Below are 26,799 nucleotides of genomic sequence, written 5' to 3'. Positions count from 1 at the left end.
GATTTCGATGAGCTTGGTACCCAAGCCATTGAGCAGTGCATACACCAGCACTACGTGAAACGCTATGACCAGCCCTATGCCCAGGAACTTCTTGCCCGGCTCTTGCTGGCGATCTGAAAAATCCATTCCGACTGTCTCCTTAAGCTAAGAATACGAAGGCGCTAATAATAACCTCTGTTGAATAAAAAATTTCGTCTGCTGCCTGAAAAGTTTTCATATTTTTTGTAGCAAAGACAGATTTTTTTTGCATATAGTCCCTTTTTTTGTTGTTAATACCTCTTTATTGCCAGTGCTGACCAGCGTTGGATTCGCCAGTCAGTCCACTTTGTTGCCTTTTTTGCTTTTGTTTGATGACTGAAAAAATATAGGCCTTAATATCGGTAGCACGATCATGATTTTGTGATGATGGCAATTTCAGTTGAGCTCGACAAAACAAACCACGCTAAGCGCCGGGAGAATGAAGCTGCCACTCTCGCTGACAAAGTGCGCTTCACTGGCAATGCGCTGATCGCCAGCACCATGCATCAGGTGTACCGGATGCAGTTGAAAGTGGCGACCTTGTTGTTCCGGAATGACTAAGCGCTGTTCCTGCTTGCTGACATTAAAAAAATACATCACTGCTTTAAAGTGAGCTGGGCTCAGATGTTCGCCATTCAGATGGGCGGCGATGACGGACGGATTTTGTTCCGGGCCTGTATTAAAGAAGCGCAGCCGCTGCTGTATATCTGCGCTGCTGGACAGGCGAAATAATGCAGAGCTGCTGCGTATTCTCAGCAGATCGCGAAACGCATCGCGGCTCATGGCAATATCCTGCGGCCGTGGCTTGATCCGCTGATCGGCCAGCAGTGGGCGCATGATGGAGTAAAAACGTGCGTTATCTTTTTCTGGTGGCAGCCCGGTGCCGAAATAATTTTGTTGATACGTCCAGTCCAGCCGGTTGAACCAATCACCGGAATTGTAGCTGTTGCCATCCAGCGATTTGGAACGCAGGATGTCTGATCCTGCATGAAAATACGCAATGCCTTGGCTGAATGCCGTCAACCCTAAGCCAAGTATCTGTACTCTGGCGCGGTCTTCGTGACTCGTTGTGAGGGGGAGCCGGAATGCATTGATGTCAAACAGAGTATGGTTATCGTGATTCTCAACATAATTAACGACTTCTGCAGGTGAACTGACGTAACCGGCAGGCTGATCGTTGTATGCAATCTCGCTGAGTTTTTTCGTCTGACCATCTGCGGTCTGCATGACATAGTTCGCAATTGAGCCAGCCAAGCCTACCCGCACCATGTCTGCACTACGCTGCACTGTATTGTTTAATAGTGCTGGCGATGCGCCAGCGGCTTCCAGTAAGCCATTGATATACCCCTTGTTTTGTACGATGGCAGCGGCATTGTCGCCATGCCCGCCACCGCGAATGGCATCGCGGGCACGATCGCTGAAGGTGCCGATCTGACTGCCATTCAATGCTAACTGAGATGCCTGAATAAAGCGCGCGCCGTTCGCTACTTCACCAAAATTCCAGCCTTCGCCTATCAGTTGTATCTCTCTGCCATTATCAGTCTGCAATGCTGCTTTTATTTCATCCATGGCCGCGCGAGGCTGATGCCCCATCAGATCAAAACGAAACGAATCCATCTTATATTCACGCGCCCATAGCCTGACGGAATCACTCATCAGCTTTGCCATCATGCGGTTTTCGGTCGCCGTGTTGCCGCAGGGCTGGCAAGTGGAATCTTCAACTTCTCCTTGCGCGTTCAGTCTGTGGTAATAGCCGGGAACGATACGATCAAGGACGGATTGTGGATGTTGCCCCGCAAACGCCGTATGGTTATAGACAACATCCATACCGACCCGCAGACCAGCCTGATGCAGCGCCATGACCATTTTTCTCAGTTCAAGAATACGCGTCGCACCATCGTCAGCATTGCTGGCATAACTGCCTTCGGGCGCATTGTAGTGGTAGGGATCGTAGCCCCAGTTGAAGCAGTCTTTACCGGCCTGCGCATTGATGGTCGCTTGCTGACGCAAGCTGTCTGCGCCTCCGCTGACGTTAGGGCTGATGCAGTGACGCTCGGGAATGGTGGCAATATCGAAAATCGGTAATAAGTGGATATCGGTGATACCCGCTTCGCTGAGTGCTCGCAGATGACGCATGCCAGCCGATGCCGGTTCGGTAAAGGCCAGATATTTGCCACGGTAGGCGGGGCGTACGGTTTTATCGTTGATGGAAAAATCGCGCACATGCAGTTCATAAATTGCCATGTCTGTCGGATTTTTTACCCGCTCGGGTATTTTGTGCTGATCCCAACCCGCCGGTTTCAGCGCAGAATTTTGCAGGTCGGCGATATAACTGCGGCGCGAATCGCTGCTCAGGCTGATGGAATAAGGATCTGTGACGCGATTGCGTATCAGCCCTGCGCCTGGAACGAAGACATCGACCAGATAGCGGTAATAGCTGCCGCTCACATCCTTATTTATTGCGCTTACCCAGATGCCTGTACGTTTATCCAGAGTCATTGGTAGCAGTGCGTTGGCATGGCTAGATCCCGTCTTATATATGCAGGCACTGACGTGTTGTGCCGTTGGCGCCCATAAACGGAAGTTGGTACTTGCCCGCGCGCTGCCATCAGCAGACGAGGCGGTCACAGTGACACCAAGTTTTGTCTCTTCAGTAGCTGTCTGATACAGATCATCGATCACACCGGCGATTTGTACAGAGGTGAAATCAATGACTTCGCCACGCTCGTTTTCCTGAACCAGAATCAACTGTTGCGCGAGTATATTTGCCAGTGTCTGCGCGGACAGCGAATGCCTGAGCAAAGCACCTTCGCCGATGAACTTGTATCGTTGCCGGATGTCTGTTGGCAGAGCCGTAGTTGTGGCAGTTGGAGTAGTCGTGCTGATTCTCAGATCGGCATCGCTGACAGGCAAGCCTTTTTGTATGCGCAGTTTTCCACTGGCTGATGCATAGAGGGCGAATGTCCCTTTTGGGTCTTTCCCTGGCCATTGGATAAAGTCGCGCTTGAGCCAGTAGGCGCGGGCGTCTGACCGGATAGATGTCTTATTCAGGATGGTCTGATGCGATGGGTGATCGCAATCGCGTACGTCAGGTGTGCTGGTAAGCGGAGTTGTCTTTGCGTTGATTTGTGCAGAATCTGCCGTATCTGCCAATGTTGCAGAGCAAGTGGCATTCGAAAAGAATAAGGCTAAGGCGCTGACACAGGCGATCAGTCCGGCTCTTGTTCTGATTGGTACAGGCGAAGGCAACACGATGTGCTTGCTTATCTGCACTTTTGTCTCCAAATAAGTAGTTCAACTACATTTAGTATTTTTTGAATATCGCCAGAAAATCTTTGTTTTCTATAGGTTTGCGTTATTAATCAACAAATTTTGTCTGGTAAGTTAAAAAATATTAGACAGGTATATTTGATGAATGTAGTATTGTTACATAAATTTATCTGAACTTGTTCAGAAATTTTTTCAATTTGAGCTTATTCATACTAATGGTGAGAAGTCAGTGCAAGATTTAAAAAAACAAAACTACACATCGCCACGTTTGCTTGCCGATATCGGTGGGACGAATGCGCGTTTTGCGCTGGAAACTGAGCCGCATCGCTTTGAGGCTGTGGCTGTACTGGCGTGTAATGATTACGCTACATTGCATCTGGCGATCTCTGCCTACCTGCAAAGCGATGCAGTACAAAGAATCTGTCAGCAGCCTGTTCAGCATGCAGCGATAGCGATTGCGAATCCGGTTAATGGCGATCAGATCAGCATGACAAATCATCACTGGGCGTTCTCTATTCAGGCCTTGCGCGATGCCTTGCATTTGCAGACATTATTAGTCGTGAATGATTTTACGGCCTTGGCGATGGCTTTGCCTTACCTGGAAAATCATCAGCGCGTACAGATCGGTGGTGGGCGGGCGCAGCCAGAGCGGGTAATAGGCTTAATCGGACCTGGTACCGGTCTCGGCGTCTCCGGTATCGTCCCCGCTGGCAAGCAATGGATTCCTCTTAGCAGCGAAGGCGGGCATGCCAGCTTTTCTCCGGCCGATGCGGCAGAGGTCGATTTATTGAAAGTGATCTGGCGGGAATTTCCGCATGTTTCCGCTGAACGCTTAATCTCGGGTATGGGCTTGGAAATTATTTATCGCGCGCTGGGTGAATTACATGCAGACGGTGCGGATGCCAGTTTGTCTGCCGCCGATATCAGTCGTCGGGCATTGGACGGCAGTTGCGCCAGATGTCGCCAGACCGTTGCCCATTTCTGTGGCATGCTGGGAACAGCGGCTGGCAATCTTGCCATCACTTTAGGTGCGACCGGCGGCGTTTATATTGGTGGCGGCATTGTGCCGCGTCTTGGTGACTTATTTATGCAATCGTCTTTCCGTCAGCGTTTTGAGGCGAAAGGGCGGTTTGCAAATTATCTGGCGGCTATTCCGACCTTCCTTATCACTGCGGAATACCCTGCGTTTCTGGGCGTGTCTGCGATATTGGCGGAAAAATTATCGCTCGCTGATCACGCTACGCACTGATGCCGTATTGTTCTTTATTCTTGCTTACTATGTCTCCTACATCGATCTCAGGTAATTCCGTTCAGCAATCTGATTCCCATTCGCAGTGGTGGCGCGAAGCGGTGATTTATCAGGTGTATCCGCGCAGTTTTTTGGATACCAATGATGATGGTGTCGGCGATTTGCCAGGCATTACTGCAAAACTGGATTACATCGCACAGCTAGGCGTGGACATCGTCTGGATTTCACCATTCTTTACTTCACCGATGAAAGACTTTGGTTACGACGTGGCAGATTACTGTGATGTTGATCCTTTGTTCGGGACGCTGAGTGATTTTGACCGTTTGCTCGAACGGGCGCATGCATTGGGTTTGAAAGTCATGATTGATCAGGTGCTGTCGCATTGTTCGGATCAGCATCCATGGTTCGTGGAAAGCCGTCAAAGCCGGGATAATCCCAAGGCGGAATGGTATGTGTGGGCAGATCCGCAGGCAGATGGATCGCCGCCGAATAACTGGCTCTCTGTTTTTGGCGGTTCTTCCTGGCAATGGGATGCGCGCCGCCGTCAATATTATTTGCATAATTTTCTGACGAGTCAGCCAGATCTGAATTTTCATCACCCTGATGTACAGCAGGCGCATTTGGACAACATGCGTTTCTGGCTGGAACGTGGCGTTGATGGTTTCCGCCTCGATGCCTGTAACTTTCATTTTCACGACCGTTCTTTGCGTAGTAATCCTCCGGCCACTAAGCGCGATACCAAGACGGTGCAAGACAATAATCCTTACGGTATGCAGTCGCATATTTATGACAAGACGCAGCCCGAGAATATCGCTTTTCTGGAAAAAATGCGCAGTCTGCTGAATGAATACGGCGCGATCGCGATCGGTGAGGTCGGTGCCGATGACTCGCTCGGCGTCATGGCTGAATACACCGCCGACGACAATAAACTGCATATGGCGTACAGCTTCAATTTACTGACGCCTGACGTGTCTGCGGCATATATCCGCACTCAGGTAGAGGAGTTTGAAGCGCGGGTGAAAGGTGGCTGGGTTTCGTGGTCGGTAGGTAATCACGACGTGGTGCGCGTGATGTCACGTTGGGGCGGCGATGCAGCTACACCGCAGTTTGCAAAAATGATGATGGCACTGCAGGCAGCGCTGAAGGGCACCCCATGTCTGTATCAGGGGGATGAGCTGGCGCTGACCGAGGCTGATATTGCGTATGAGGATATACAGGATCCTTATGGAATTACCTTCTGGCCGGAATTCAAAGGGCGCGACGGCTGTCGCACTCCTATGCCATGGCGCACCGATCAGCCGCATGGCGGATTTACCAGCGGTAAGCCGTGGTTGCCAGTGCCAGCTGAACATATCGCTGTTGCGGTATCGCAGCAGGAACAAGATCCGGATTCTGCTTTGACGTATGCGCGTCACATATGGCGCTGGCGCAAGCAGCATCGACAACTGATGCTCGGCGAGATTCATTTTTTTGACGCGCCGGAACCTGTATTAGCGTTTTGTCGTCAGCTTGATGGCGAGCCGACAATTTTTGCCGCATTTAATTTAGGCGATCAGGCTGTTAATTTTGTATGGCCGGAAGTGGCAGGAGCAATGCTGCTCACGGGCTACAATTTGCCCGGAACACTGAACAGCAAGACCTTGGAATTACCAGCGTTTGGCACCTGGTTCGGTACGCGTTAAGAATGTCTACAGGTGTGGCAGATCACACAATTTGTGTCGGTTCTGTCGTGCCTGAGCATCCGAGGCAATCTGAGACAATGCTGGGAAATGAGGAAATTATTTCCCGGTCAGATAAATTTTGTCATCAAAAGTGAATAGCCATTCAGGGCGATAAACTGCAAAAATTGTAGTCAGAAAACCAACTAAAAAAGCTTCACCCCACGTCAGTAACAGCATGTAGGCAATTGCGTCGCCAGGGATGATTTTCACTGGTGCGAGCAGCATGTGCGCTGTCAGAGCGAGTAGGCCCGCACTGGCGTTGACGACTAGTGAGCCAAAGAAGCCGTTACCAAACAAATACACAAACATGTGATGAGGTAAATACTGGCGGGTTTTGTTCAGTATCAGTTCACTCAGATAACTGGGGAAAACCGCCAGTACAAGAATATTCGCACCGAGATTCAGCCATATACCATCGTATTCTGCGGTGTATGCCAGCGTGGCAACTGCAATTCCTAAGATCGCCAGTGATCTGCCAAACATCAGTGCAAATAAGGCGACCCCCATCAGATGAAGATGCAGATCGTTATGAACGGGAACGCGCATACGCCATAGCAGTATCAGCACAATGATGCTGGCACACCAGGCGGAAAAAACGGTAGGTTCCTGCAAGCGCTGCCAGGGGATTTTGCGAATTTCCACTCCCAGCAGAACCAGTGCGACCAGCATTGCAAAAATGCATAAGCCGATATCAACAGGAGTATAAAAAATGCCCATGGGAGATGCGCGACAGTTGTCTGGGAGACTATCATAATCCTGATTGGCTGACGATGCACTGCGTGATATCAAGAAAAAAGACAAACAAAGGAGTCTCTTGTTTGTCTTTTTAGTTTAAGCGCAGCATAAATCAGGGATCGACCAGGGTCACCGTCGCCGTTGCCGTTTTTCCTTTGCCATCGCTGATGGTGTACTGAAAACTGTCGCGTATAAAGCTGCCGAACGGCGAGAAAATCACCTTGTTACCTGAGATGCGGAGTGTGCCCGTATTTCCTGCCATCGGTGTGACCGACACGAGTGTCAAAGGATCGCCATCGGGGTCGCTGTCGTTGGCGAGTGGATCGATCGTTGTTTCAGTGGTACCGGGAACGATGAAGGAATCATTTCTGGCGATAGGTGCGTTATTTACCGGAGGAGCAATGACGTTGAGAGTGACTTGTGCACTTGCTTTTCCACCGCGACCATCGCTGATCGTATATTGGAAACTACCGGGTAAAGAATTGCTGCCCGGAGTGAAAACGACCTTGTTACCGGAAATACGGACGCTGCCGTTGTTTCCGGATAAAGCGGTAATTGCAGAAATGGTTAATGGATCGCCATCAGGGTCACGGTCGTTCGCGAGCAAATCAAGAACGATGTCCGAACTACCCGGGACGGTGAATGTATCGTCATTCGCGACTGGTGCCTTATTCGCAGCGGCAACGCTGACATTGACTTGCGCGGTGGATTGTCCGCCACGACCATCGTTGATGGTGTACGTGAAGCTGTCATTACCGCTGTAATCGGGATGCGGAACATAGAGAATTTTTTGCGATTGTATCGTCGCCGTTCCGTGCGCAGCATTGCCGACCGTGCTGATAGTGATTGCATCCGAATCCGGGTCAGCGTCGTTACTTAAAACGTCGATCACGACGGATTGATTTTGCTGTGTGCTGGCGCTGTCGCTTGCCGCTTGTGGCGCGCGATTCAGGTAATTTCTGGTTTTAGTTTCGGTTTGAGTTTTTTCCTGATAGCGATACGTATCGACTGTGCGCTTATGCTCTACCGAGTTACGCAGTGCCCTGCGTATCCATGCCGGCTCCTGAGAAATATCCTCGCGTTTGTAAGTGACTTCCACCGCAGGCGCAGGCAGAACCTGTTCTGGTATTTCTATGACTTCAGTTTTATCGATGCGGCTGACAAACTCGAGATCCACCCGGCGATTTTTTTCGCGCGTTTCTTTGGTTGCTGGGTACTTAGGCTCCAGCTTGCCTTTGCCTTCAACCACAACTTCATCGGTATTTACCACACCCAAAGAGATCAGGTAATCCCGCACCGCCACCGCACGTGATAACGACAGTTTTTGGTTGTAGCTGACAGAGCCAATATCGCAGGTATGTCCGGTAATTCTGACATTGCCTTCATGCGGATATTTTTTCAAGGTTTCAGCGATTTTCGCTAATTCCTGTTTTGCAAAATCCGTCAACCCGGCGCTATCGATTTTAAAGAACGCATCACCAGTCATGGTGGTCGTTGTTTTGACCAGGCGCTGCTCGGTTCTGGCAGGAATAATAGTCGGAGCTGTTGGTGCGGCGGGTACTTCAACCATCCTATATTTTTGCTCAAAGCGACTACTGGAACCGCCAAAACTATAGCGATACATCAGATTAATCCGGCGATCATTTTGTTGGCTGTCGAAATCACCCGATTTGCGATACTGACCAACTTGCAGTGCCAGACTGTGCGGCGTACCAACAAAGAACTTTTCCGCAGTGAAGCTCACGCCGATTTGTTTGCTGCTGGCTTTACCCCATTCGTAATCAAGCCCGGCGCTGACACGCACGGCATTTTCCGTATAGTAGTGTCCCGCGCGGGCGCCAACGCCATAATCATAGGCGCGCTCATACAGACGCGTGTTTGTGATTGTGGTGATGGTATCAATATATCCGCGCCCGGCGTCATTGCCGTTTTGTTCTGTAATCGTTGTTGTCAGCGTGTTTTGCAACAGCCGTTTGTTACCGGGGCTGTAACTGGCATAGACATGACCAAACCAGTCCTGATTTTCCTGGCCAATACCGATGCTGAGTTTTTTATCCTTCAGCTCATTCTGGTCGATTGCCGCAAAATATTTAACGACAGAATTTTGTTGTTGCGAGTGGTAACTCAGTTTGCCGCCACCCGATTTATTGCTCAGCCATACTTCACCCAGCCAGACATTTGTCCCTGAGTCTGATAACACACCAAACAGTTCGCCCGTAAATGCGCCACCATTTTGATAGCCGATGCCGATGCGCGAATTTTCGCCGATGAATTGTAAATTGCCGCCGTTCTGAATGCCCGGATCTGTGGACTGTTGTGCCGAAGCCTGATTCAACTGGGCGAGCAAAGCGAGAAATAGAAGGGAGAGCTTAGGTTGAGTGTATCGGGCAGACATAACAAGCGAAGTAGTGATTGAAACGAAACCATGCGCGCGGGCTGGCGACCCATAACGGCTGTTGCATAAGTTGAAAATATCACATTTTTTATTGACATAAAAAAACCGCATCAGCTAAAGCGTGATGCGGATATTTTCCGTGTCTCAAAAACGAGTCAGACCTACTTAATTGCAAACTCCATCATGATGAGTGCCCGATACTATATTTTGCTTGCCGGGGTGTCAAGCTTCCTCGATTCATGGCGTACTTCAGAGCATGGAACGCAGGCTCGTTTTTTAGACAGCCTATTTGATGCGCATATCATTTTTGACAGATTTAACACAATTAACATTGCGGGTAATTTTAATTGCTTTATCAACGTCATGTTGTGAGGTTATAGGTTATCTTAGGAATTAATAAATAACTAAATCCTATCAGCGTAAGGCAATGCTTTTATGTAACTTTCCATAAAGCTCCAATCAGGTTCTCCCGATGGATTAACTGGTAAAACTATTTTATGTTTTATAAGATTTTTTTGTCTGTATTGCCTCCCGTATTGATAGCGATATTTATCTTTTTGTATTACGGTATTTATAAATAGCATCGCATATTTGCTCATATCAGATTTTGCTTTCAATGCAATTACGTTATCATCACAGCAAAATTCGCTTACGTGCGTAAACGTATTACAGAACATATCAACTGTAATTGCCTCTTTAAAGATTTTTTGATCTTCATTTAAGATGAAATCTTTAACTCCTAAGTCAGACTCTCCTGCAGTTACTAAAGGTAATTTTCCAGCTATTCTGTCTTCCTTAGTAAGTCTTGAGCCTCTTGAGAAAGTAAAAAGATCCGTTAGACTAAATTCTCTCCAGTTTTCTATGTTTAATGGGATACTAATATTATCTTTTTCAAAATTAGACGATAAATTGGTTGATCCAAATTTAACCAGATAAGATAAATATTCGCGAACTGTTTTTTCAAAATCACATTGTGACAATCTAGAATAATCTGTGTTCATGTAAGCTTCAGCTAGCCACTCATCAGAATGAGTTACTTCCTTTTTTGCTGATAAGCCGTCAGTTACTTCTGAGTTTTTATAAAGCTTAAGCCATTTTGACTTTATTTCTTCCCAAGTTGCAAACGCATCAACTCTACCTAGTTTTTTTCGCTTAACAAATCCGTCATCATTGCAGTAGCCAAAAAATGTTTTTACTGAGGAATCATGGGGTTTATGAGCCTCCCATACCATAACGCACACATTTGTACCTGTAGGATAAAAGATATCATCAGGCATAGAGAAAACAGCTTTTAATGTGTGTTTGTCAAACAATCTTTTTCTAACATCTTTGAATTTAGTACCTATTGCGCAAGACATTGGTACAACTACAGCCGCCTTTGAACCTTTAACAAGTATTTTTAACAGTCTCTCAACAAATTCAAGTTCGACGTGGTCTTTTTGTGAGTATGGAGGATTCAGTAATCCAGCTGTTAAACCAATATTGTCATTTTGAACCTTGCCATCTCTATCTATTCTTAATTTTGCCGATTCAAGTAACGTCTTGGTCGTAGTGTCGGAAAAACAATCTCCATGAATAATATTGGATTTTCCATCCTTTCGGATAATCATGTTGGCAATTGCGAGTACATATAAGTCTGGGTCTAACTCTATGCCATGAAGTTGATGTTTTCTGATGTTTTCGTACTTATGAGGGTCCGAAGTTTTCTTGAACATGTGATTCATGGCAGAAACCAAGAATGACGAGCTACCACAGCATATGTCTGCTACATAGCTATCTTCATTAATTTCGGCAAGCTCACACATAAACTCCGTTAGATGTTGAGGTGTCAACACAATTCCTAAACCACTTCCGTCCCCACCACTATACTTAACAAATTCATGATAAAAAACCCCAAGAGCATCTAATGATGAATCTGCACTATTCATCATTGGTTTGATTTTCATTTCAAGTTGTTCTATATACCAAGCTATTGAATTGTCCGACCCAATAGGGATTTGTTTTAGTTTCTCATTTTGGCCAATAGATTTGAAGGAGGCTTTAATATTGTCTCGTTTGGATTTTGATATATCACTGTTATCTAAGACATTATCAATAGCATTTCCCAACGCATTTATTAATGAGCTAAAGCTGGAAAGATTAATATAATCCCTAGCAAAGTCCGGGTCTTCGAGCGCTATTAAAATTCCGGCAATGAATATAGGCTTTTGCTTTTCCGTAACTTTAATGGTGCGCAAGCGATTATGGAAATCAATAGCAGTTTCACGAATTTCATTAAGGGAATAACTTTTAGCAATTTTTTCTCCATTAATTGCTTTTAGATAGTTTTCCGGTGTTAGAAAAATACCATGAAGTTTCTTTTGATAGATTGGCTTTTCTTGACTTTTTGGCCAATAGTATACATCTAGTGCTGCTTTCTCTTTTTCAGTTCCACTTATGCCAATTGCAATAATGTTATATTCTTGCTTAAGAAATTTCGCGTAGTAGAGTGCGCCGTCAACAGCAAAGCTATTCGGTTTGTTTAAATCTTTGGTTGCATGTTTTTTAGCTTGCTTTTTACATTCAATAACAATGATAGTGTTTGGATCATGTTTGTATGTAATAACGTATTCCGGTTTAGCACTACCTAATCCACCTTTGGAATAATCATCAAGTTCACATTCAGAAGGCTTGCCTCCAGCTTTGGATAAGAGTTTTTTTATCTTAGTAATGTCATGAATGTTGCCCTGTGGATAGACATAGCCAAAGTTATTATCTCCTAAAGAGAAATGCATCTCATCTCTAGTTAGCTGTTCTGTGTAGCTTTCTATTTTAGTCACGCAACTTACTCCATTTATCTTTGAATATTATTCTTCATTGTTAGATTAATTAAATTCAATCACATAACATGCTTAACTATACACTGCAATGAATGAGGCGAAGATCATGAAATACCGAATAAGTGTATAGCTATTATTAGCTGTGGATGGTGTTAAAAGTTAAGCCAAGAACTATTCCATGATAAAGCAAAGTGTATTCTTATATATGAGGCTTGGCTGTAAATTCTTCCAGAGCAAGGTATAGCGAAGAATTGAAAATTTGAGAAAACTATTTGTAGCAAATATTGTCTAGAAATGAAAAAGGACTTACGTTTTAAGCGTAAGTCCTTGAATTCATTGGTGGTGATAGGTGGACTTGAACCACCGACCCCAGCATTATGAGTGCTGTGCTCTAACCAGCTGAGCTATATCACCAAGAAGCCTTAGATTATGTCAGTTGGCTGTTCTGGTGTCAATACCAGGCATCTGTTTTTTATGGAATCGATCGGGTATTTTGCAAAAAAACAAGCGGTTTTTCATGAAATAAGCGTTGAATTGCTGCTTCTTGACTACTTTCTTGCCATTTCCTGCTGTACCAGATGCAGGATTTGTTTTGATGGATTCTGGCTCAGGCAGTCTATCAATATGCGCTCTGGCATGGAGCGTAACCAGGTGAGTTGGCGTTTAGCTAACTGGCGGGTGGCGATAATGCCGCGTTCCCGCATCTCTTCGTAAGTGCAGAGATGATCAAGGTAATCCCATGCCTGACGATAGCCGACACAGCGTATCGATGGCAGATTTGCGTGTAAATCCTGCCGTTGTTTTAACTGTTTTACTTCATCTAAAAAGCCGTTTTGCAGCATCAGATCGAAGCGGCTTGCAATACGTTCATGCAGAACGCTGCGATCGGAGGGTTCCAGTGAAATTGGCAGTATGTCGAACGCTGGCCCGGTTTTAGTTTGGCGGGCGAGTAGTGCAGACATCGACTGTCCGCTCAGTGTGATGATTTCCAGTGCTCTCTGGATACGCTGACTGTCATTGGGATTCAGCCGTGCGGCCGTTTCAGGGTCGAGGGTCGCCAGACGCGCATGCAAACCCGGTACGCCTATGCGTTCTGCTTCCGCATCCAGTTCGGCACGTAACGCGGGATCGGCACCGGGCAGATCGTCGAGTCCGTGTTTCAGCGCATTGAAATACATCATGGTGCCGCCAACGAGGATGGGCAATTTACCTCTCGCCTGAATATCAGCGACCAGTCTTTCTGCATCTTTACGGAATTGCGCGACGGAATACGATTCCACCGGATCAATAATATCGATCAGATGGTGTGGCGCGCTGGCGAGTTCCTCGGCAGAGGGTTTGGCCGTGCCGATATCCATGCCGCGATAAATCAGTGCTGAATCAACAGAGATAATTTCGGAAGGAATGTGTTTGGCGATTTCCAGCGCGGCAGCCGTTTTGCCGGATGCGGTCGGTCCCATGATCGCGATGACGTTGGCGGCATTCGAGGTGTTCATGCTAATTCCGTTTTTATAATTAATGTCGTTGGTAACGGTGTTGATAGTTCACGATGGTTAGAATTTACTGGCCACGCAAGAACATTTTATCGAGATCGTTCAGACCAAGTTGCACCCATGTTGGTCGCCCATGATTGCACTGATCAGCTCGCTCCGTTTGCTCCATCTGACGCAACAGCGCATTCATTTCCGGAACGGTGAGGCTGCGATTGGCACGCACCGCTGTATGACAGGCGAGGGTGCCGAGCAATTCATTGCGTCTGTCAATCAAGACGCGTGAACCGCCGAATTCGCGCACTTCACGCAATACGTCTCGTGCGAGTGATTGTGCATCGGCATTTTTAAGCAATGCTGGAACGGCGCGCACCGCCAGCGTGGTGGGCGATATCGCCGCCATGTCAAACCCCAGTGCTTTTAATGTGTCCTGATGTTCTTCGACAGTGCCGACTTCAATTGCGTCAGCATAAAAGGTCACCGGTATCAGCATCGGTTGCACAGGCATGGCGTTTTCATCGAGCGCATTCTTGAGCTGTTCATACAAGATGCGTTCATGCGCTGCATGCATATCTACCAGTACCAGACCTTTGCTGTTTTGTGCGAGTACATACACACCGTGTAGTTGTGCCAGCGCAAAGCCTAAAGGATGCTCATCCTCTGGTAGTGCTTGTGCTGGCACGGTATTTTCTGCGCGGGAACTGTCGCTGAACATGGCGCCATAACTTTGCAGCGTCTGCGCGACACCGTTACCGCTACCTGTCTGATTGCGACCCCATTGATCGTAAGCATTCGGCGTGCTGCTGCCGGCATTCGTATAGGGGGACGGCGTTGCAAATTGTGCCGCAAACGTTGTTTGTTCACCGGCAATCCAAGGCATTGCTTTTTCTGCTAATACGGACGACGCCGATGCTGCGGTGGCGGGGGCCGGAACGGTGCCGAAAGCGGTGGCAGATGTCTGCGCCAGTGCACGGCTGACGGCATGAAATACAAATTGATGAACGGCGCGGCTATCGCGAAACCGCACTTCAATTTTTGATGGATGAACGTTCACATCAACGAGTGCCGGATCAAGATCAAGCGCCAGGACATAAGATGGATAACGATCGCCATGCAACACATCCTGATAGGCAGCGCGCACCGCATGGGTCAATAATTTGTCACGGACAAAGCGACCGTTCACATAAAAAAATTGTGCATCGGCACGCGCTTTAGAGGCCGTCGGCAAACCGACAAAACCATGCAGGCGCAATGGCCCCGCGCTTTCATCGAGTGGCAGACGCGCGCTGGAAAATGCATCACCAAGTATCTGCGCGCTGCGCTTATCAATTGCGCTGACATTCCAGTGATCAACCGCTTTGCCATTATGTGTGAGGGAAAACGAGACGTCGGGGCGCGCCAGCGCAATACGGCGAACGACTTCAGCGCAATGACCAAACTCGGTTTGTTCTGATTTTAAAAATTTCCGGCGGGCCGGGGTGTTGTAATACAAATCCTGCACATCAACGGTGGTACCCGGTGCGCCGGATGCAGGGCTTACCTTGCCATTTTCAATTTGCCACGCATGCGGCGCATCGGCGGTGCGTGTCGTTAGCGTAAGCAAGGAAACCGAGGCGATGGAGGCGAGCGCTTCGCCGCGAAATCCCAGGGTCGCGACATTTTCCAGCTCCGTCAGCGAGGCGATTTTCGACGTTGCATGACGTGCCACGGCGAGTGGCAATTGCTCTTGCGGTATGCCGCGTCCGTTATCGCTGATCGCTATCCGTTTGACGCCGCCTTCTTCGAGCCGGATGGTGATGCTGCTGGCTCCCGCGTCCAGCGCGTTTTCAAGCACTTCCTTGACGACGGCAGACGGCCGTTCGACGACTTCGCCGGCAGCAATTTGAGAGATCAGGTTATCAGGCAGCGCCTGAATCGGACGGTAAGGAGAGGAATTCGGATTCATCGCGAGATTATACCTGCGCTGTCTTGCGTGTAATGCGGCTTAGTGTATGATTGCCGCGATTTCTTTGACTGGAACAATAATGGATTTCATGCAACTGTTAGACATGATTTTGCATGTCGATAAGATGTTGGGGATGGTGATTGCTGAATACGGAACGCTGGTTTATGTCGTTTTATTTGCGATTGTTTTTTGTGAGACTGCCTTTGTGATTTTTCCATTTTTACCCGGCGATTCATTATTGTTTATTGCTGGCGCTTTTTGCGCGACGGGAGCGATGAACCCCTGGCTGCTGGTTGGTTTATTGCTGCTTGCATCGATCTCCGGCAACACGATTAACTACTGGATCGGCAGCCTGATTGGTCACAAAGTCATGGCGCACGACTATCGCTGGATAGATAAGGCGGCGCTGAAAAAGACCCATGAATTTTACGAAAAGCATGGCGGTAAAACCGTTGTACTGGCGCGCTTTGTGCCTATCGTGCGCACCTTTGCGCCTTTCGTGGCAGGTATCTCCGATATGACGCACCGTACTTTCCAGTTCTTCAATGTGCTTGGTGCGTTGTTATGGATATTATCTCTGGTCATGAGCGGTTACTTCTTCGGTAACATTCCTTTCATACAGAAAAATCTGAATGCCATCGTACTGGTGGGGGTGGGGGCCGCGATTGTGCCTCTGTTGCTGGGGGCATTGTGGAAAATGCTGAAACGCTTGCGTAAAGCGGCCTGACGATTGTGAAAAAGCCGACTTCATCGACGCTGATCTGGCTACGCCAGCAAGCGCCGTTGAAACCAGAAGTCGGCCTGGCCTGTAATGGCTGTGGTGTTTGCTGCGCTGCCGAGCCTTGCCCGGTGGCGCTTGTTTTTTTGTGGCAGCGGCATGGAAGTTGCCGTGCCTTATTATGGGATCAGGCTTCAATGTCCTACCGCTGCGGCATGCTGACTCAGCCTGCACAGTACCTGCGCTGGCTTCCGCTACGCTGGCAGGCCTGGTTTGCGCGCAGAGTCCGTCGCTGGATCGCCGCTGGCGTTGGCTGCGATTCCAGCGCACAGGCAGAATAAAAAATGCCCGGCGAAATCGTCGGGCATGATTTCGTTAACTCTGTTGCGGATGATGGCTCAGGTCAGTCGGCTTTTTGCCAGTGGCGGATTTTTCGAAAAATATTTCTTAATCCCTTTCATCACCGCATCCGCCATCTGATCCTGATAGGCGTCATCGGTCAGTTTTGCTTCCTCTTCCGGATTCGAAATAAACGCCGTTTCTATCAATATGCTGGGAATATCCGGAGCTTTCAGTACCGCAAATCCGGCTTGTTCCACTGAGCCTTTGTGCAATTTATTGATACCGCTGATTTCTGTCAGCACAACTTTGCCGAGTTTTAAACTATCGTTGATCTGCGCCGTTGTGGATAAATCGAGTAATACGCTGGCGAGCTGTTTGTCGTGATTTTTGATGTTCACGCCGCCGATCAGATCGGCCGCATTTTCTTTATCCGCCAGCCAGCGTGCGGCGGTTGAACTCGCACCTTTATCGGATAAAACAAACACCGACGAACCACGCGCAGATGAATTCACAAACGCGTCGGCATGCACCGACATGAATAAATCGGCCTGCACCGCGCGGGCTTTTTGTACCCGGACGTTCAATGGCACAAAATAATCTGCATCCCGCGTCAGCATCACGCGCATATTCGGTTGTTGTTCTATTTTGGCTTTCAGTCGTTTGGCGATAGACAAGACTACATCTTTTTCGCGGCTGCCACCACGCCCGGTGGCGCCGGGATCTTCACCGCCATGACCCGGATCAATCGCAATTGTGATCATGCGGGTCATCGCCGGTGCAGCTGATTTGTCTGGTGATTTTTCACTCAGATGCGGTTCAGTTTTTTCGCTGTGTTTCAGCGCCGACTTATCGTCAGGCTTAGCCTCCGCCATGAGTTCCGGTTTAGATGCTTTTTGATCAGATTTGCCATCGGCTTTGACTTCACCCGCCATAGTCGGTGTGGTCGGGGCGACGCTTCTGGTCTGGGTGTCTTTGTGCCACTCGCCTTTTTCTATCAGCGCGGCAATTGGGTCGGCCGGATTGGCTGGATACAGATCGAAGACCAGCCTGTGTTTATAGTTACCAACGGGTTGCAGGGTAAATACCTGTGGGCTGATTTCTTCTTTTAAATCGAACACCAGGCGCACAACGTTCGGTTTATTCTGACCAACCCGCACCTGCTTGATGTAAGGGTCATTCGGCTGTATCTTCGCCACCAGTTCTTTCAGGGTGGGATTTAATTCCAGACCTTCGATATCAACCACCAGGCGCTCAGGATTTTTTACTGTAAAAAAATTGGTATTGAGCTCAATATCATTTTCCAGCGTGACGCGGGTGTAATCTTCGGCAGGCCAGACCCGGACAGCAAGAATTTTCGCCGCATTTGCTGCTTGCGGCACACAAACGGACAGCAGCAGGGTGCCGCCAGCTTTAATGAAAGCGCGTCGCTTTCCTGATGGGGATTTCTGGCTTACAGATTGGGGGCGAATTGGAGTGATGCGAGACATGCGATACCTTTGGCAGACAACGCCTGCAATTCTACCTCACGACCATCACCTGCAACGCTTAAAAATACATTCAGATCAGGTTCTGGCAGCACGCCATCTGCTTTTTCTGGCCATTCGACGATACAGATATTCGATGCGTTAAACTCTTCGCGGAATCCGGCGTCCAGAAATTCTTCGGCGCTCAGCATACGATACAGATCAAAATGCATGATCGTTGTTGTTTGCGATTGGATTCTTACCTGATACGGTTCTGCCAGCGTATAAGTCGGGCTTTTTACATTACCCGTAAAACCAGCGGCGTGAATCATGGCGCGGGTGAGGGCGGTTTTACCAGCACCCAGATCGCCGTGCAGAAAAATAACCAGCCCCGGCACTAATGTGTGGGCGAGACTTTTTCCTAATGCCTGCGTTGCTGCTTCATCCGGCAGTGTGGTTTTATAATGTGACATTTCCTGCAAAGTCCGTATTCATGAATTCGCTAAACATAGCATATTGCCCCGCCCTTGTGTATTTACCGGAGTTTGTCGCGTGAATCTGGATGACGACAGCTTATCTGCTTTATCCGCACAGATCAAAAGCTGGGGCAAAGAACTCGGCTTTGCAGAAATCCGTATTGCCGATGTTGATCTCAGCCACACCGAAACCGGTTTTCAGAAATGGCTGGACGCCGGTTTTCATGGCGATATGGCGTATATGGCGGCGCATGGCACCAAGCGCAGTCGCCCGGATGAATTAGTGCCTGGAACGGTCAGGGTGATTTCGGCACGCATGAATTACTTGCCAGCCGATCCGCACTGGCGCGCTGCGGAAGCACAGCATACTGCAGATACTGCGGTGATTTCTATCTATGCGCGCGGTCGCGATTATCACAAAGTTTTACGCAGTCGCCTGCAGCAGCTTGCAGAAAAAATCAGTCAGCAGATCGGTGAGTTTGGTTTCCGTGTCTTCACTGATTCTGCGCCGGTAATGGAAGTGGCGCTGGCAGAAAAATCGGGTCTCGGCTGGCGTGGCAAACATACCTTGCTATTGAGCCGTGAAGCAGGTTCTATGTTTTTTCTGGGCGAGATACTGGTCGATCTGCCGTTGCCGCTTGACCCGCCAGTTGGCAATCACTGCGGTCAGTGTTCATCGTGTATCGATGTCTGCCCGACCAAGGCGATAGTCGCACCATACACCGTCGATGCGCGGCGCTGTGTGTCGTATCTGACGATAGAACTGCATGGCAGTATCCCAATCGAATTCCGGTCGTTGATCGGTAACCGGGTGTATGGTTGCGACGATTGCCAGTTGCATTGTCCGTGGAATAAATTTGCGCAAGTTGCCGCAGTCGATGATTTTGCGGTCAGAAATGGTTTGGATCATGCGCGCATGGTGCATTTGTTTGCGTGGACGGAAGAGCAGTTTTTGCGCATGCTGGAAGGCAGCCCTATCCGTCGTATCGGGCATGAACGCTGGTTGCGCAATATCGCGGTTGGTCTTGGTAATGCGGCGACCACGATGTGCGGCGATGCGGGCATCGTGGCGGCCTTACGCGCGCGTCTTGATCATCCGTCAGAGATGGTGCGTGAGCATGTGATCTGGGCGCTAGCCTGCCATGGCCTGAGCGCGTAGTGAAAATGTGGTGCTGCTATCGCACCAACGCCAGCCAGATCGGCAGGGTCAGTACTGACAATACGGTGCTGGCAGAAATCAGAAATGCGACGAACGGGCCATTGCCACCCATGCGCGCCGCCAGCACGTAGGCGCTCGATGCAGTCGGCAGCGCACAGAAAATGACGGCGATCTGCAATTGCAGAGCTGGCAATTCCAACCAGCGGCCAAGTACCAGCGCTATCGCCGGTAACGCCAGCAATTTCACCGAGAGAAAATAGGCGGCGATACCTTTTGCTTCGTGTATCGCCGACACCTTCATCCCGGCACCCACGGCAAGCAAGCCGAGAGCGATGGCGGCATTGCCCAGCCGCGACAGCGTTGCTGCTATTCCTTCCGGCAATGGGATGTCCAGCAGACTGACGATCACACCGCTGGCGGTGCCCACCACCAGTGGGTTACTGGCGATTTCTTTCAGCAAGCGGCCACTGTTATGAGCCAGCGCATAGACCGCTGCCATATTGCAGAGTGGAACCAGAAAGCCTATCAGTAATGCCATCAGCGCGGTGCCCTGATCTCCCGCGAGGCGGGACGCGATCGCCAGCGCAATATAAGAATTGAAGCGGAATGCCGTCTGCACGCCGGATTCAAAAATACGCGGTGCTGTTTTAAACAGATACTTAGCCAGCCAGCCGAGCAACATGCCAGCTATCGTGGCAATGATGGCGACCTGCAACAGATGTCCGGTCGCATGAAAATCAAAACGTGTGCGTGCGGTGGTGTAAAACAGCAGGGCAGGAAACAGCAGGAAGTAAACGAGCTTTTCGACGCCAGCCCAGAAATGGCCTCCCCAATGGGAATGGCGGGCGAGCAGGAAACCGATCAGAATTAAACTAAAATCAGGAAAGAGTAAGGTGAAGATAGACATACTGGGTGGAGTATATTTCAACCCCTAATGTTTACAAGGAGAATAGGGTGAAAATCAAGGATACTCCCCCATTTTTACTAAAAACTACTTCAGGATTCCCGCCAGTTCGACGGCAGTTTTGACTTGCATTTTGTCGAACACATGCGCGCGGTGCACTTCCACGGTACGCATGCTGATGCCGAGTTCGTCTGCGATGACCTTGTTCATTTTGCCGAGCAAAATCAGCTCCAGCACTTCTTTTTCGCGCGCAGACAAGGTCGCCAGACGTTCATGCACGGCAGCAGAAACACCCGCTGCACGCGATTGCGCCAGCGCTTCCTGCACTCTGTCCATGAGCTTGTTATCGTTAAACGGCTTTTCAAAGAAATCAAAAGCACCGCGTTTGAGCGTATCGACCGCCATCGGCACGTCGCCATGCCCGGTCAGAAAAATCACCGGCAGACGTTTGGTCAGTTTTTTGCCGGATAAAATATCAAACAGATGAATGCCGCTCAGCCCTTCCATGCGCACATCCAGCAAAATGCAGTCGCCCTCGGCATCAAAGCGCAAAGGTTGATCGAGCGAGGCCAGAAACTGTTCTGCGCTGCTATAGCCAATCGCGGCAATCTGGCGCGAACGGGCGAGCCAGGAAAGTGAATCGCGGATCACGTCCTCGTCGTCAATGATGTGTAGCATGTCGTCTCCAATTGCGATATCAGAATGTCACGGGCAGAAGCGGTCACGCTGTATCGGTATGACCGCACGTTGACCGTCTCATTATTCTTTTTGTGACGCTGCAGTCGGCAGGTCAGCGGGATTATTTTCTTCTTGCACTGCCGGCAGAATGAAGCGGAAGATACTACCACCGACCGGGTTATCGCGGTGAGTAAGTTTGCCGCCGTGAAACTCAATCGCCGTCCTGCAGATATTCAACCCCATTCCCATGCCGGTTGTTTTGGTGGAAAAAAACGGTGAAAACAATCGGTCAGCCACGCTGGCAGGAATGCCGTGTCCACGGTCGATGACTTCGACGACGATATCGCCATCGTTGTCGAGGCTGGCTTGTATGCGTAAATTTCTATGTTCCGGCGGTGTGTCTTCCATCGCTTCAATCGCGTTGCGGGTCAGATTCAGCAATACCTGTTCGATCAGTACCTGATCCGCCAGTACCTGTGGTGTGCCGGGCAGCGGCAGCCATTGCAGGCTGATGTGCGCAGCCTGCGCTTGCAATTCGACCAGAGGCAGCGCATTTTTAATCAATACGTTGATGTCGACCAGCTCCCTGGTTGGTTCCCGTTTTTTGACGAACTCATGCACGCTGCGGATAATTTGTCCGGCACGCTGCGCCTGGGTTTTCACTTTTTCCATCGCTGATAACAATAAGGCTTTATCGGTATCGCCCGCTTCCAGCAGATTCATGGCACCAGTGGTGTAACTGGAAATAGCGGCCAGCGGCTGATTCAGTTCATGCGCGAGCATTGAGGCAATTTCGCCCATGGTGGCGAGCCGCGCACTGGAATGCAGTTTGGCTTCTTGTTGACGAGTCAGTTCCTGTGCCCGTTTGAGTTCGGAAATATCCAGTATCGAGCTCATCCAGCCAGTTTGTTTACCGCTTTCATCGATCAGCGGCGATTCATAAATTAATACCGGAATCCGTTCGCCACTCGCATGCTGATAAATGGTTTCAAAACCGTCTTGCGGCACCGAGCCTGCCAGCAGTTTAGAAAAGCGTTGCTGATATTCTTCGACGACTTCAGGAGCCCAATACGGCATGGGTGGCAGACGGCCGATGATTTGCTCTGCCGGGTAGCCGACCATTTTGCAGAATGCCGGATTCACATAGGTCATGCGGCCATGCATATCGCGCGCGCGCAAGCCGGTGATCAGTGAGTTTTCCATCGCAGTACGGAAGATGACTTGCTGGCGCAGGGCACCTTCGGCAGCCAGGCGGCGATTGATGTCGCGCCACAAAGCAACCAGACTCCAGATCAAGCCCATTGACAGCAGAATGACCATCACCACCAGCAAATTGGACAGTAGCTTGGGTTCGCTCTTATTGCTATTGGTGTGCAGCGCGAGTGTGACGCCGGGCAGTTCCAGATTGCGGTTGTGGGTATACACATTTTTACCCGGCCCGCCGGCAGCCCGCGTTGCAATCACTTTGTCATCGTTGTCCAGCAGAGAAATCTGGTTTTCCTGCGCAAACCACCATGGGACTAATTCTTCCAGTATGCCATTGGCATGGTAGGTGATGAGGATGCTGCCAAAATAGTGGTTTTCTTTCTTTAAGGGGATCTGACAACTGATGGCGTAATTGTATTTCTGTGATTTGGTTTCCTGTCTGGGAGCAAAACAGCGGGTTTTGTTATCCAGTTCTGCCTGAGCAGATTTGATGTCATCGGGTATCAGAATATTGGATGAATTGAACGCTGTGTCATGTGACGACGTGACAATAGCATTGTGCTGGTCGAGTAAGACCAGGCGGGAAATCTCATGATTGTTTTGCAGTAAATTACGGAAGCGCAGCAAAATGGCATCCGGCTTCAGGCCAATATTCATCATATCGGCGCCGATCTGACGCAACATTTCATCGTTGCGGTCGATCTGAAATTGTATCGCCTGCTCCACCCAAAGAGTGTCGGCAATCAGTTGCTCCTGCCTTTCATTCGCTTCCATGCGCTGTGCCTGCCACGGCAACCAGATCAGCGTGGTCAGAAACAAGGCAATCAGCAAAATAGGAATGATCCAGCGCCACTTGTCGTTAGGCCATCGCTGCGATTTATATAGACGTTTCATGCTGTTAGTTTACTGCAGGTGTTGTTTATATGGGCAATCGAATGCGGTATGTGGTTTTCCACAATTGTTCAGCGGGTGACTATTTCAAATAATCGTAGAATAATAACTTTGATAATTAATAAACTGGAGACTCTCATGAAAATCAAATCCGTTCTGTTTTCGCTTCTGGCGGCATCACTGGTTAGTGGCGCGGCATTTGCTCAATCCCCTATCGTCATTAAATTCAGCCACGTTGTCGCCAGCGATACACCAAAAGGCAAAGCTGCAGAGCGCTTTAAAGAACTCGCAGAAAAAGCGACCAAAGGACGCGTGAAAGTCGAACTCTATCCCAACAGCACACTGTATAAAGATAAAGAAGAATTAGAAGCATTACAGTTAGGTGCAGTACAAATGCTGGCGCCATCACTGGCTAAATTCGGCCCTTTAGGCGTCAAAGAGTTTGAGGTGTTTGATCTACCATACATTTTCCCGACCAAAGATGTGTTGTATGCAGTCACAGAAGGACCTATCGGTAAAGATCTGCTGAAGAAACTGGAAAGCAAAGGCATCACCGGTCTGGGTTACTGGGATAACGGTTTTAAAGTCATGTCGTCGAATAAACCTATCCATTTACCATCCGACATGAAGGGACAAAAATTACGCATACAATCGTCCAAAGTGCTGGATGCGCAAATGCGTGCATTGAATGCGAACCCACAAGTGCTGGCATTCTCCGAGGTGTATCAGGCGTTGCAGACTGGCGTGGTGGATGGCACAGAAAACCCGCCATCAAATCTGTACACACAAAAAATGCATGAGGTACAAAAGCATGTGACGATGACAAATCATGGCTACCTTGGCTATGCGGTGATCGTGAACAAAAAATTCTGGGATGGCTTGCCCGCAGATATCCGCAATGAGTTAGATGGCGCGATGAAAACGGCGACCAAGTATGCGAATGCGATTGCCCAGCAAGAGAACGATAATGCGCTGGAAGCAGTGAAAAAATCCGGCAAGACCACGGTCTATGTACCAACTGATAAAGAAAAAGCAGAATGGCGCAAAGCCTTGCTGCCAGTGCAAAAGCAGATGGAATCACGGATCGGTAAAGATCTGATTGCAAACGTCAACAAAGAAGCCGTTAAACTCGGTATCAAGTAAGTTCTTTCCGTCAGATGAGAACCGGTAAGCTCAGGTTTGCCGGTTCTCATCTCTCATTCTTATCCTTCACAGGAGAACACAATGAAGTTCCTTGATCACCTAGAGGAATGGTTGATTGCGACCCTGATGGGCGCTGCGACCCTGGTCACTTTTATGGCGGTGGTACACCGTTATCTTTCGGGATTTGAAATCCCTTATCTGCAAGACGAGCTGTTAAAAATAAATACCAGTTGGGCACAAGAGCTGACCATTTACATGTTTGTGTGGATGGCAAAGTTTGGCGCTGCCTATGGCGTGCGTACCGGTATTCACGTTGGCGTCGATGTGCTGATCAACAAACTGAGCCCTGCGAATCGCTATAAGTTTGTGATTCTGGGATTAGCTGCCGGCGCTTTATTTACCGGCATTGTCGGCACACTGGGCGGTAGTTTTGTATGGGAAATTGCCCATACTGATCAGACCTCCGCTGATCTGGAAATACCGATGTGGTGGGTCTATCTGGCGATACCGCTGGGTTCTTATCTGATGTGTTTCCGTTTTCTGCAAGTTATCTGGAATTTCGTTAAAACAGGTGAATTGCCTAAACACGATCACACCCATGTTGATGGTCTCGAAGATGAGGTGAAAGCATGAACGCCACCATTATTTTTGTCTTGTTATTGCTGTTGATGCTGACCGGCATGCCGATTTCGATTTCGCTCGGCCTGACAGTACTGACGTTCCTCTTCACGATGACACAGGTACCGATTGAGTCGGTTGCCTTGAAGTTATTTACCGGAATAGAAAAGTTCGAAATCATGGCGATTCCGTTCTTTATTCTGGCCGGTAACTTTCTGACGCATGGTGGTGTCGCCCGCCGGATGATTAATTTTGCGGCCGCGATGGTCGGGCATTGGCATGGCGGTCTGGCTCTGGCTGGCGTTCTTGCCTGTGCTTTGTTTGCGGCTGTTTCGGGTTCGTCGCCAGCGACCGTGGTGGCCATTGGCTCAATTATTCTTCCTGCCATGGTCAAGCAGGGTTATCCAAAAGGCTTTGGTGCTGGGGTGATTACGACATCCGGTGCATTGGGTATTCTGATCCCACCTTCGATTGTGATGGTGATGTATTCCGTTTCGACCAATACCTCGGTTGGGCAATTATTCATGGCGGGCGTTATCCCCGGCCTGATGCTGGCATTTTTTCTCGGTCTGACGACATGGTTTCTGGCGCGTAAGCACAACTATCCTCGCATGCCGAAAGCAAGCTGGGGCGAGCGTTTTACTGCGTTCAGAAAAAGCGCCTGGGGCTTGTTGCTGATCGTGATTGTGATGGGCGGCATTTACAGCGGTATGTTCACGCCGACGGAAGCCGCCGCAGTTGCAGCAGTCTATGCGTTCGTGATCGCCGTGTTTGTCTATAAAGACATGACTTTGAAAAAAGTACCTAAGGTCTTGCTGGATTCCGCTTCGATGTCGGCGATGCTGCTCTACATTATCACTAACGCAGTACTGTTCTCATTCCTGATGACCAGCGAAAATATCCCGCAAGCGATGGCAAGCTGGATTATGGACAAAGGTTTCGGCATGATCAGTTTCCTGCTGGTGGTGAATATCCTGCTGTTGTTAGCGGGTAATGTGATGGAGCCGTCGTCTATCGTGCTGATCATGGCACCGATTTTGTTCCCGGTCGCGATGAAACTTGGTATCGACCCCGTCCACTTTGGTATCATTATGGTGGTGAATATGGAAGTCGGGATGTGTCATCCACCCGTCGGTCTGAATCTGTATGTTGCCTCTGGTATTACGAAAATGGGTATTACCGAGCTGACAGTTGCCGTTTTACCGTGGCTGATGACGATGATCGCGTTCTTATTGCTGATTACGTATATTCCAGAGATTTCTACCTGGCTGCCGAATTTAATTTATAAATAATTGATTTTTATAATAAATAAATTGGATTAGCACATTTTTCGGATATGTACATGTCTTTTACATATCCGCAACAATTAAGTATTTTTGCGTAGTTTTTTTTTGTCACTGGTATTCGGTCGTGCTATATTCTGCGCAGTCGAACTTTTAGCAGTTCAGAAGATTAAAAGGCGGTAGTGCAAGAAAACGGTACCCAATGCCGTACACTGAGGAGACGCGCGTTTTTATTACAAGCTGAGTATTGTGGAAACACAATAACTAAACAGCCGA

Annotated in this window: 19 protein-coding genes and 1 tRNA gene; 8 read left to right on the top strand and 12 right to left on the bottom strand. The window is 48.9% G+C overall.

Features of this window, described 5'->3' with window-relative positions; translation table 11 throughout:
• Positions 1–414 precede the first annotated feature (414 nt).
• On the bottom strand, positions 415–3,291 hold the full coding sequence (locus H8K38_RS16775) for an alpha-1,6-glucosidase domain-containing protein (RefSeq protein ID WP_186886001.1): 2,877 nt from the start codon (positions 3,289–3,291) through the stop codon (positions 415–417).
• Between the two features lie 226 nt (positions 3,292–3,517).
• Between H8K38_RS16775 and H8K38_RS16770 the strand changes: the two genes are divergently transcribed.
• Complete coding sequence (locus H8K38_RS16770) at positions 3,518–4,537, top strand: glucokinase (protein ID WP_370587112.1); 1,020 nt, start codon at positions 3,518–3,520, stop codon at positions 4,535–4,537.
• 29 nt (positions 4,538–4,566) lie between these two features.
• A complete protein-coding gene (locus H8K38_RS16765; RefSeq protein ID WP_186886000.1) occupies positions 4,567–6,219 on the top strand; it encodes an alpha-glucosidase in 1,653 nt (550 codons plus the stop codon).
• Positions 6,220–6,315: 96 nt separating this feature from the next.
• On the opposite strand, the gene H8K38_RS16760 is transcribed toward H8K38_RS16765, so the two are convergent.
• From H8K38_RS16760 to mutL, 6 genes are all read right to left on the bottom strand, one after another.
• Positions 6,316–6,975 (bottom strand): energy-coupling factor ABC transporter permease, encoded by a 660-nt coding sequence (locus H8K38_RS16760; protein ID WP_186885999.1) that lies wholly within the window; start codon positions 6,973–6,975, stop codon positions 6,316–6,318.
• Between the two features lie 130 nt (positions 6,976–7,105).
• Positions 7,106–9,388 (bottom strand): Ig-like domain-containing protein, encoded by a 2,283-nt coding sequence (locus tag H8K38_RS16755; protein WP_186885998.1) that lies wholly within the window; start codon positions 9,386–9,388, stop codon positions 7,106–7,108.
• 404 nt (positions 9,389–9,792) lie between these two features.
• The gene (locus H8K38_RS18740; protein WP_186885997.1) at positions 9,793–12,207 is read right to left on the bottom strand and encodes an N-6 DNA methylase; all 2,415 of its coding nucleotides are present in this window, start codon (positions 12,205–12,207) and stop codon (positions 9,793–9,795) included.
• A gap of 337 nt (positions 12,208–12,544) precedes the next feature.
• A tRNA-Met gene (locus H8K38_RS16745) sits at positions 12,545–12,621 on the bottom strand.
• 134 nt (positions 12,622–12,755) lie between these two features.
• A complete protein-coding gene (miaA, locus tag H8K38_RS16740) occupies positions 12,756–13,703 on the bottom strand; it encodes a tRNA (adenosine(37)-N6)-dimethylallyltransferase MiaA (protein WP_186885996.1) in 948 nt (315 codons plus the stop codon).
• 64 nt (positions 13,704–13,767) lie between these two features.
• A complete protein-coding gene (gene mutL, locus H8K38_RS16735; RefSeq protein WP_186885995.1) occupies positions 13,768–15,642 on the bottom strand; it encodes a DNA mismatch repair endonuclease MutL in 1,875 nt (624 codons plus the stop codon).
• Positions 15,643–15,721: 79 nt separating this feature from the next.
• Here mutL and H8K38_RS16730 point away from each other — a divergent pair, with 79 nt between their 5' ends.
• Together H8K38_RS16730 and H8K38_RS16725 are read left to right on the top strand one after the other, a co-directional pair.
• Positions 15,722–16,369 (top strand): VTT domain-containing protein, encoded by a 648-nt coding sequence (locus tag H8K38_RS16730; protein ID WP_186885994.1) that lies wholly within the window; start codon positions 15,722–15,724, stop codon positions 16,367–16,369.
• A 5-nt stretch (positions 16,370–16,374) separates the two neighbouring features.
• Positions 16,375–16,701, top strand: a complete 327-nt coding sequence (locus H8K38_RS16725) for a hypothetical protein (RefSeq protein ID WP_186885993.1) — start codon at positions 16,375–16,377, stop codon at positions 16,699–16,701.
• Between the two features lie 57 nt (positions 16,702–16,758).
• Here the strand turns inward: H8K38_RS16725 and H8K38_RS16720 are convergent, their stop codons facing one another.
• Positions 16,759–18,189 carry an N-acetylmuramoyl-L-alanine amidase gene (locus tag H8K38_RS16720; RefSeq protein ID WP_186885992.1) on the bottom strand — a complete coding sequence of 477 codons (1,431 nt, stop codon included), beginning with the start codon at positions 18,187–18,189 and terminating at the stop codon, positions 16,759–16,761.
• Positions 18,153–18,638: a tRNA (adenosine(37)-N6)-threonylcarbamoyltransferase complex ATPase subunit type 1 TsaE gene (gene tsaE / locus H8K38_RS16715; RefSeq protein WP_186885991.1), complete on the bottom strand. Its 486-nt coding sequence runs from the start codon at positions 18,636–18,638 to the stop codon at positions 18,153–18,155. The genes H8K38_RS16720 and tsaE overlap by 37 nt, the downstream gene beginning before the upstream one ends.
• 79 nt (positions 18,639–18,717) lie before the next feature.
• Here tsaE and queG point away from each other — a divergent pair, with 79 nt between their 5' ends.
• Positions 18,718–19,800, top strand: coding sequence for a tRNA epoxyqueuosine(34) reductase QueG (gene queG, locus H8K38_RS16710; protein ID WP_186885990.1), 1,083 nt, complete (start codon positions 18,718–18,720; stop codon positions 19,798–19,800).
• Between the two features lie 16 nt (positions 19,801–19,816).
• Here the strand turns inward: queG and H8K38_RS16705 are convergent, their stop codons facing one another.
• The 3 genes from H8K38_RS16705 to H8K38_RS16695 all read right to left on the bottom strand — a co-directional run bounded on the left by H8K38_RS16705 (position 19,817) and on the right by H8K38_RS16695 (position 23,482).
• Positions 19,817–20,707 carry an AEC family transporter gene (locus H8K38_RS16705; RefSeq protein ID WP_186885989.1) on the bottom strand — a complete coding sequence of 297 codons (891 nt, stop codon included), beginning with the start codon at positions 20,705–20,707 and terminating at the stop codon, positions 19,817–19,819.
• Positions 20,708–20,791: 84 nt separating this feature from the next.
• On the bottom strand, positions 20,792–21,382 hold the full coding sequence (locus H8K38_RS16700) for a response regulator transcription factor (protein WP_186885988.1): 591 nt from the start codon (positions 21,380–21,382) through the stop codon (positions 20,792–20,794).
• A gap of 81 nt (positions 21,383–21,463) precedes the next feature.
• Positions 21,464–23,482 carry a sensor histidine kinase gene (locus tag H8K38_RS16695; RefSeq protein ID WP_186885987.1) on the bottom strand — a complete coding sequence of 673 codons (2,019 nt, stop codon included), beginning with the start codon at positions 23,480–23,482 and terminating at the stop codon, positions 21,464–21,466.
• 135 nt (positions 23,483–23,617) lie between these two features.
• Here H8K38_RS16695 and H8K38_RS16690 point away from each other — a divergent pair, with 135 nt between their 5' ends.
• The 3 genes from H8K38_RS16690 (at position 23,618) to H8K38_RS16680 (ending at position 26,532) form a co-directional block, all read left to right on the top strand.
• Complete coding sequence (locus tag H8K38_RS16690) at positions 23,618–24,622, top strand: TRAP transporter substrate-binding protein (RefSeq protein ID WP_186885986.1); 1,005 nt, start codon at positions 23,618–23,620, stop codon at positions 24,620–24,622.
• Between the two features lie 81 nt (positions 24,623–24,703).
• Positions 24,704–25,255: a TRAP transporter small permease gene (locus H8K38_RS16685; protein ID WP_186885985.1), complete on the top strand. Its 552-nt coding sequence runs from the start codon at positions 24,704–24,706 to the stop codon at positions 25,253–25,255.
• A complete protein-coding gene (locus H8K38_RS16680) occupies positions 25,252–26,532 on the top strand; it encodes a TRAP transporter large permease (protein ID WP_186885984.1) in 1,281 nt (426 codons plus the stop codon). The genes H8K38_RS16685 and H8K38_RS16680 overlap by 4 nt, the downstream gene beginning before the upstream one ends.
• Positions 26,533–26,799: the final 267 nt, after the last annotated feature.

The organism is Undibacterium sp. FT79W, assembly GCF_014284215.1.
Classification (GTDB): domain Bacteria; phylum Pseudomonadota; class Gammaproteobacteria; order Burkholderiales; family Burkholderiaceae_D; genus Undibacterium; species Undibacterium aquatile.
Note: the sequence above shows the minus strand (reverse complement) of the source record. Positions and strands in the feature narration are given on the sequence as shown.

Excerpts from the sequence above, each read along its gene's own strand:
- H8K38_RS16720 (WP_186885992.1), bottom strand. The coding sequence starts at position 18,189 with ATGTCTCGCATCACTCCAATTCGCCCCCAATCTGTAAGCCAGAAATCC.
- H8K38_RS16755 (WP_186885998.1), bottom strand. The coding sequence starts at position 9,388 with ATGTCTGCCCGATACACTCAACCTAAGCTCTCCCTTCTATTTCTCGCT.
- mutL (WP_186885995.1), bottom strand. The coding sequence starts at position 15,642 with ATGAATCCGAATTCCTCTCCTTACCGTCCGATTCAGGCGCTGCCTGAT.
- H8K38_RS16695 (WP_186885987.1), bottom strand. The coding sequence starts at position 23,482 with ATGAAACGTCTATATAAATCGCAGCGATGGCCTAACGACAAGTGGCGC.
- H8K38_RS16680 (WP_186885984.1), top strand. The coding sequence starts at position 25,252 with ATGAACGCCACCATTATTTTTGTCTTGTTATTGCTGTTGATGCTGACC.
- H8K38_RS16730 (WP_186885994.1), top strand. The coding sequence starts at position 15,722 with ATGGATTTCATGCAACTGTTAGACATGATTTTGCATGTCGATAAGATG.
- H8K38_RS16705 (WP_186885989.1), bottom strand. The coding sequence starts at position 20,707 with ATGTCTATCTTCACCTTACTCTTTCCTGATTTTAGTTTAATTCTGATC.
- H8K38_RS16760 (WP_186885999.1), bottom strand. The coding sequence starts at position 6,975 with ATGGGCATTTTTTATACTCCTGTTGATATCGGCTTATGCATTTTTGCA.
- miaA (WP_186885996.1), bottom strand. The coding sequence starts at position 13,703 with ATGAACACCTCGAATGCCGCCAACGTCATCGCGATCATGGGACCGACC.
- tsaE (WP_186885991.1), bottom strand. The coding sequence starts at position 18,638 with ATGTCACATTATAAAACCACACTGCCGGATGAAGCAGCAACGCAGGCA.
- H8K38_RS16685 (WP_186885985.1), top strand. The coding sequence starts at position 24,704 with ATGAAGTTCCTTGATCACCTAGAGGAATGGTTGATTGCGACCCTGATG.
- H8K38_RS16700 (WP_186885988.1), bottom strand. The coding sequence starts at position 21,382 with ATGCTACACATCATTGACGACGAGGACGTGATCCGCGATTCACTTTCC.
- H8K38_RS16690 (WP_186885986.1), top strand. The coding sequence starts at position 23,618 with ATGAAAATCAAATCCGTTCTGTTTTCGCTTCTGGCGGCATCACTGGTT.
- H8K38_RS16765 (WP_186886000.1), top strand. The coding sequence starts at position 4,567 with ATGTCTCCTACATCGATCTCAGGTAATTCCGTTCAGCAATCTGATTCC.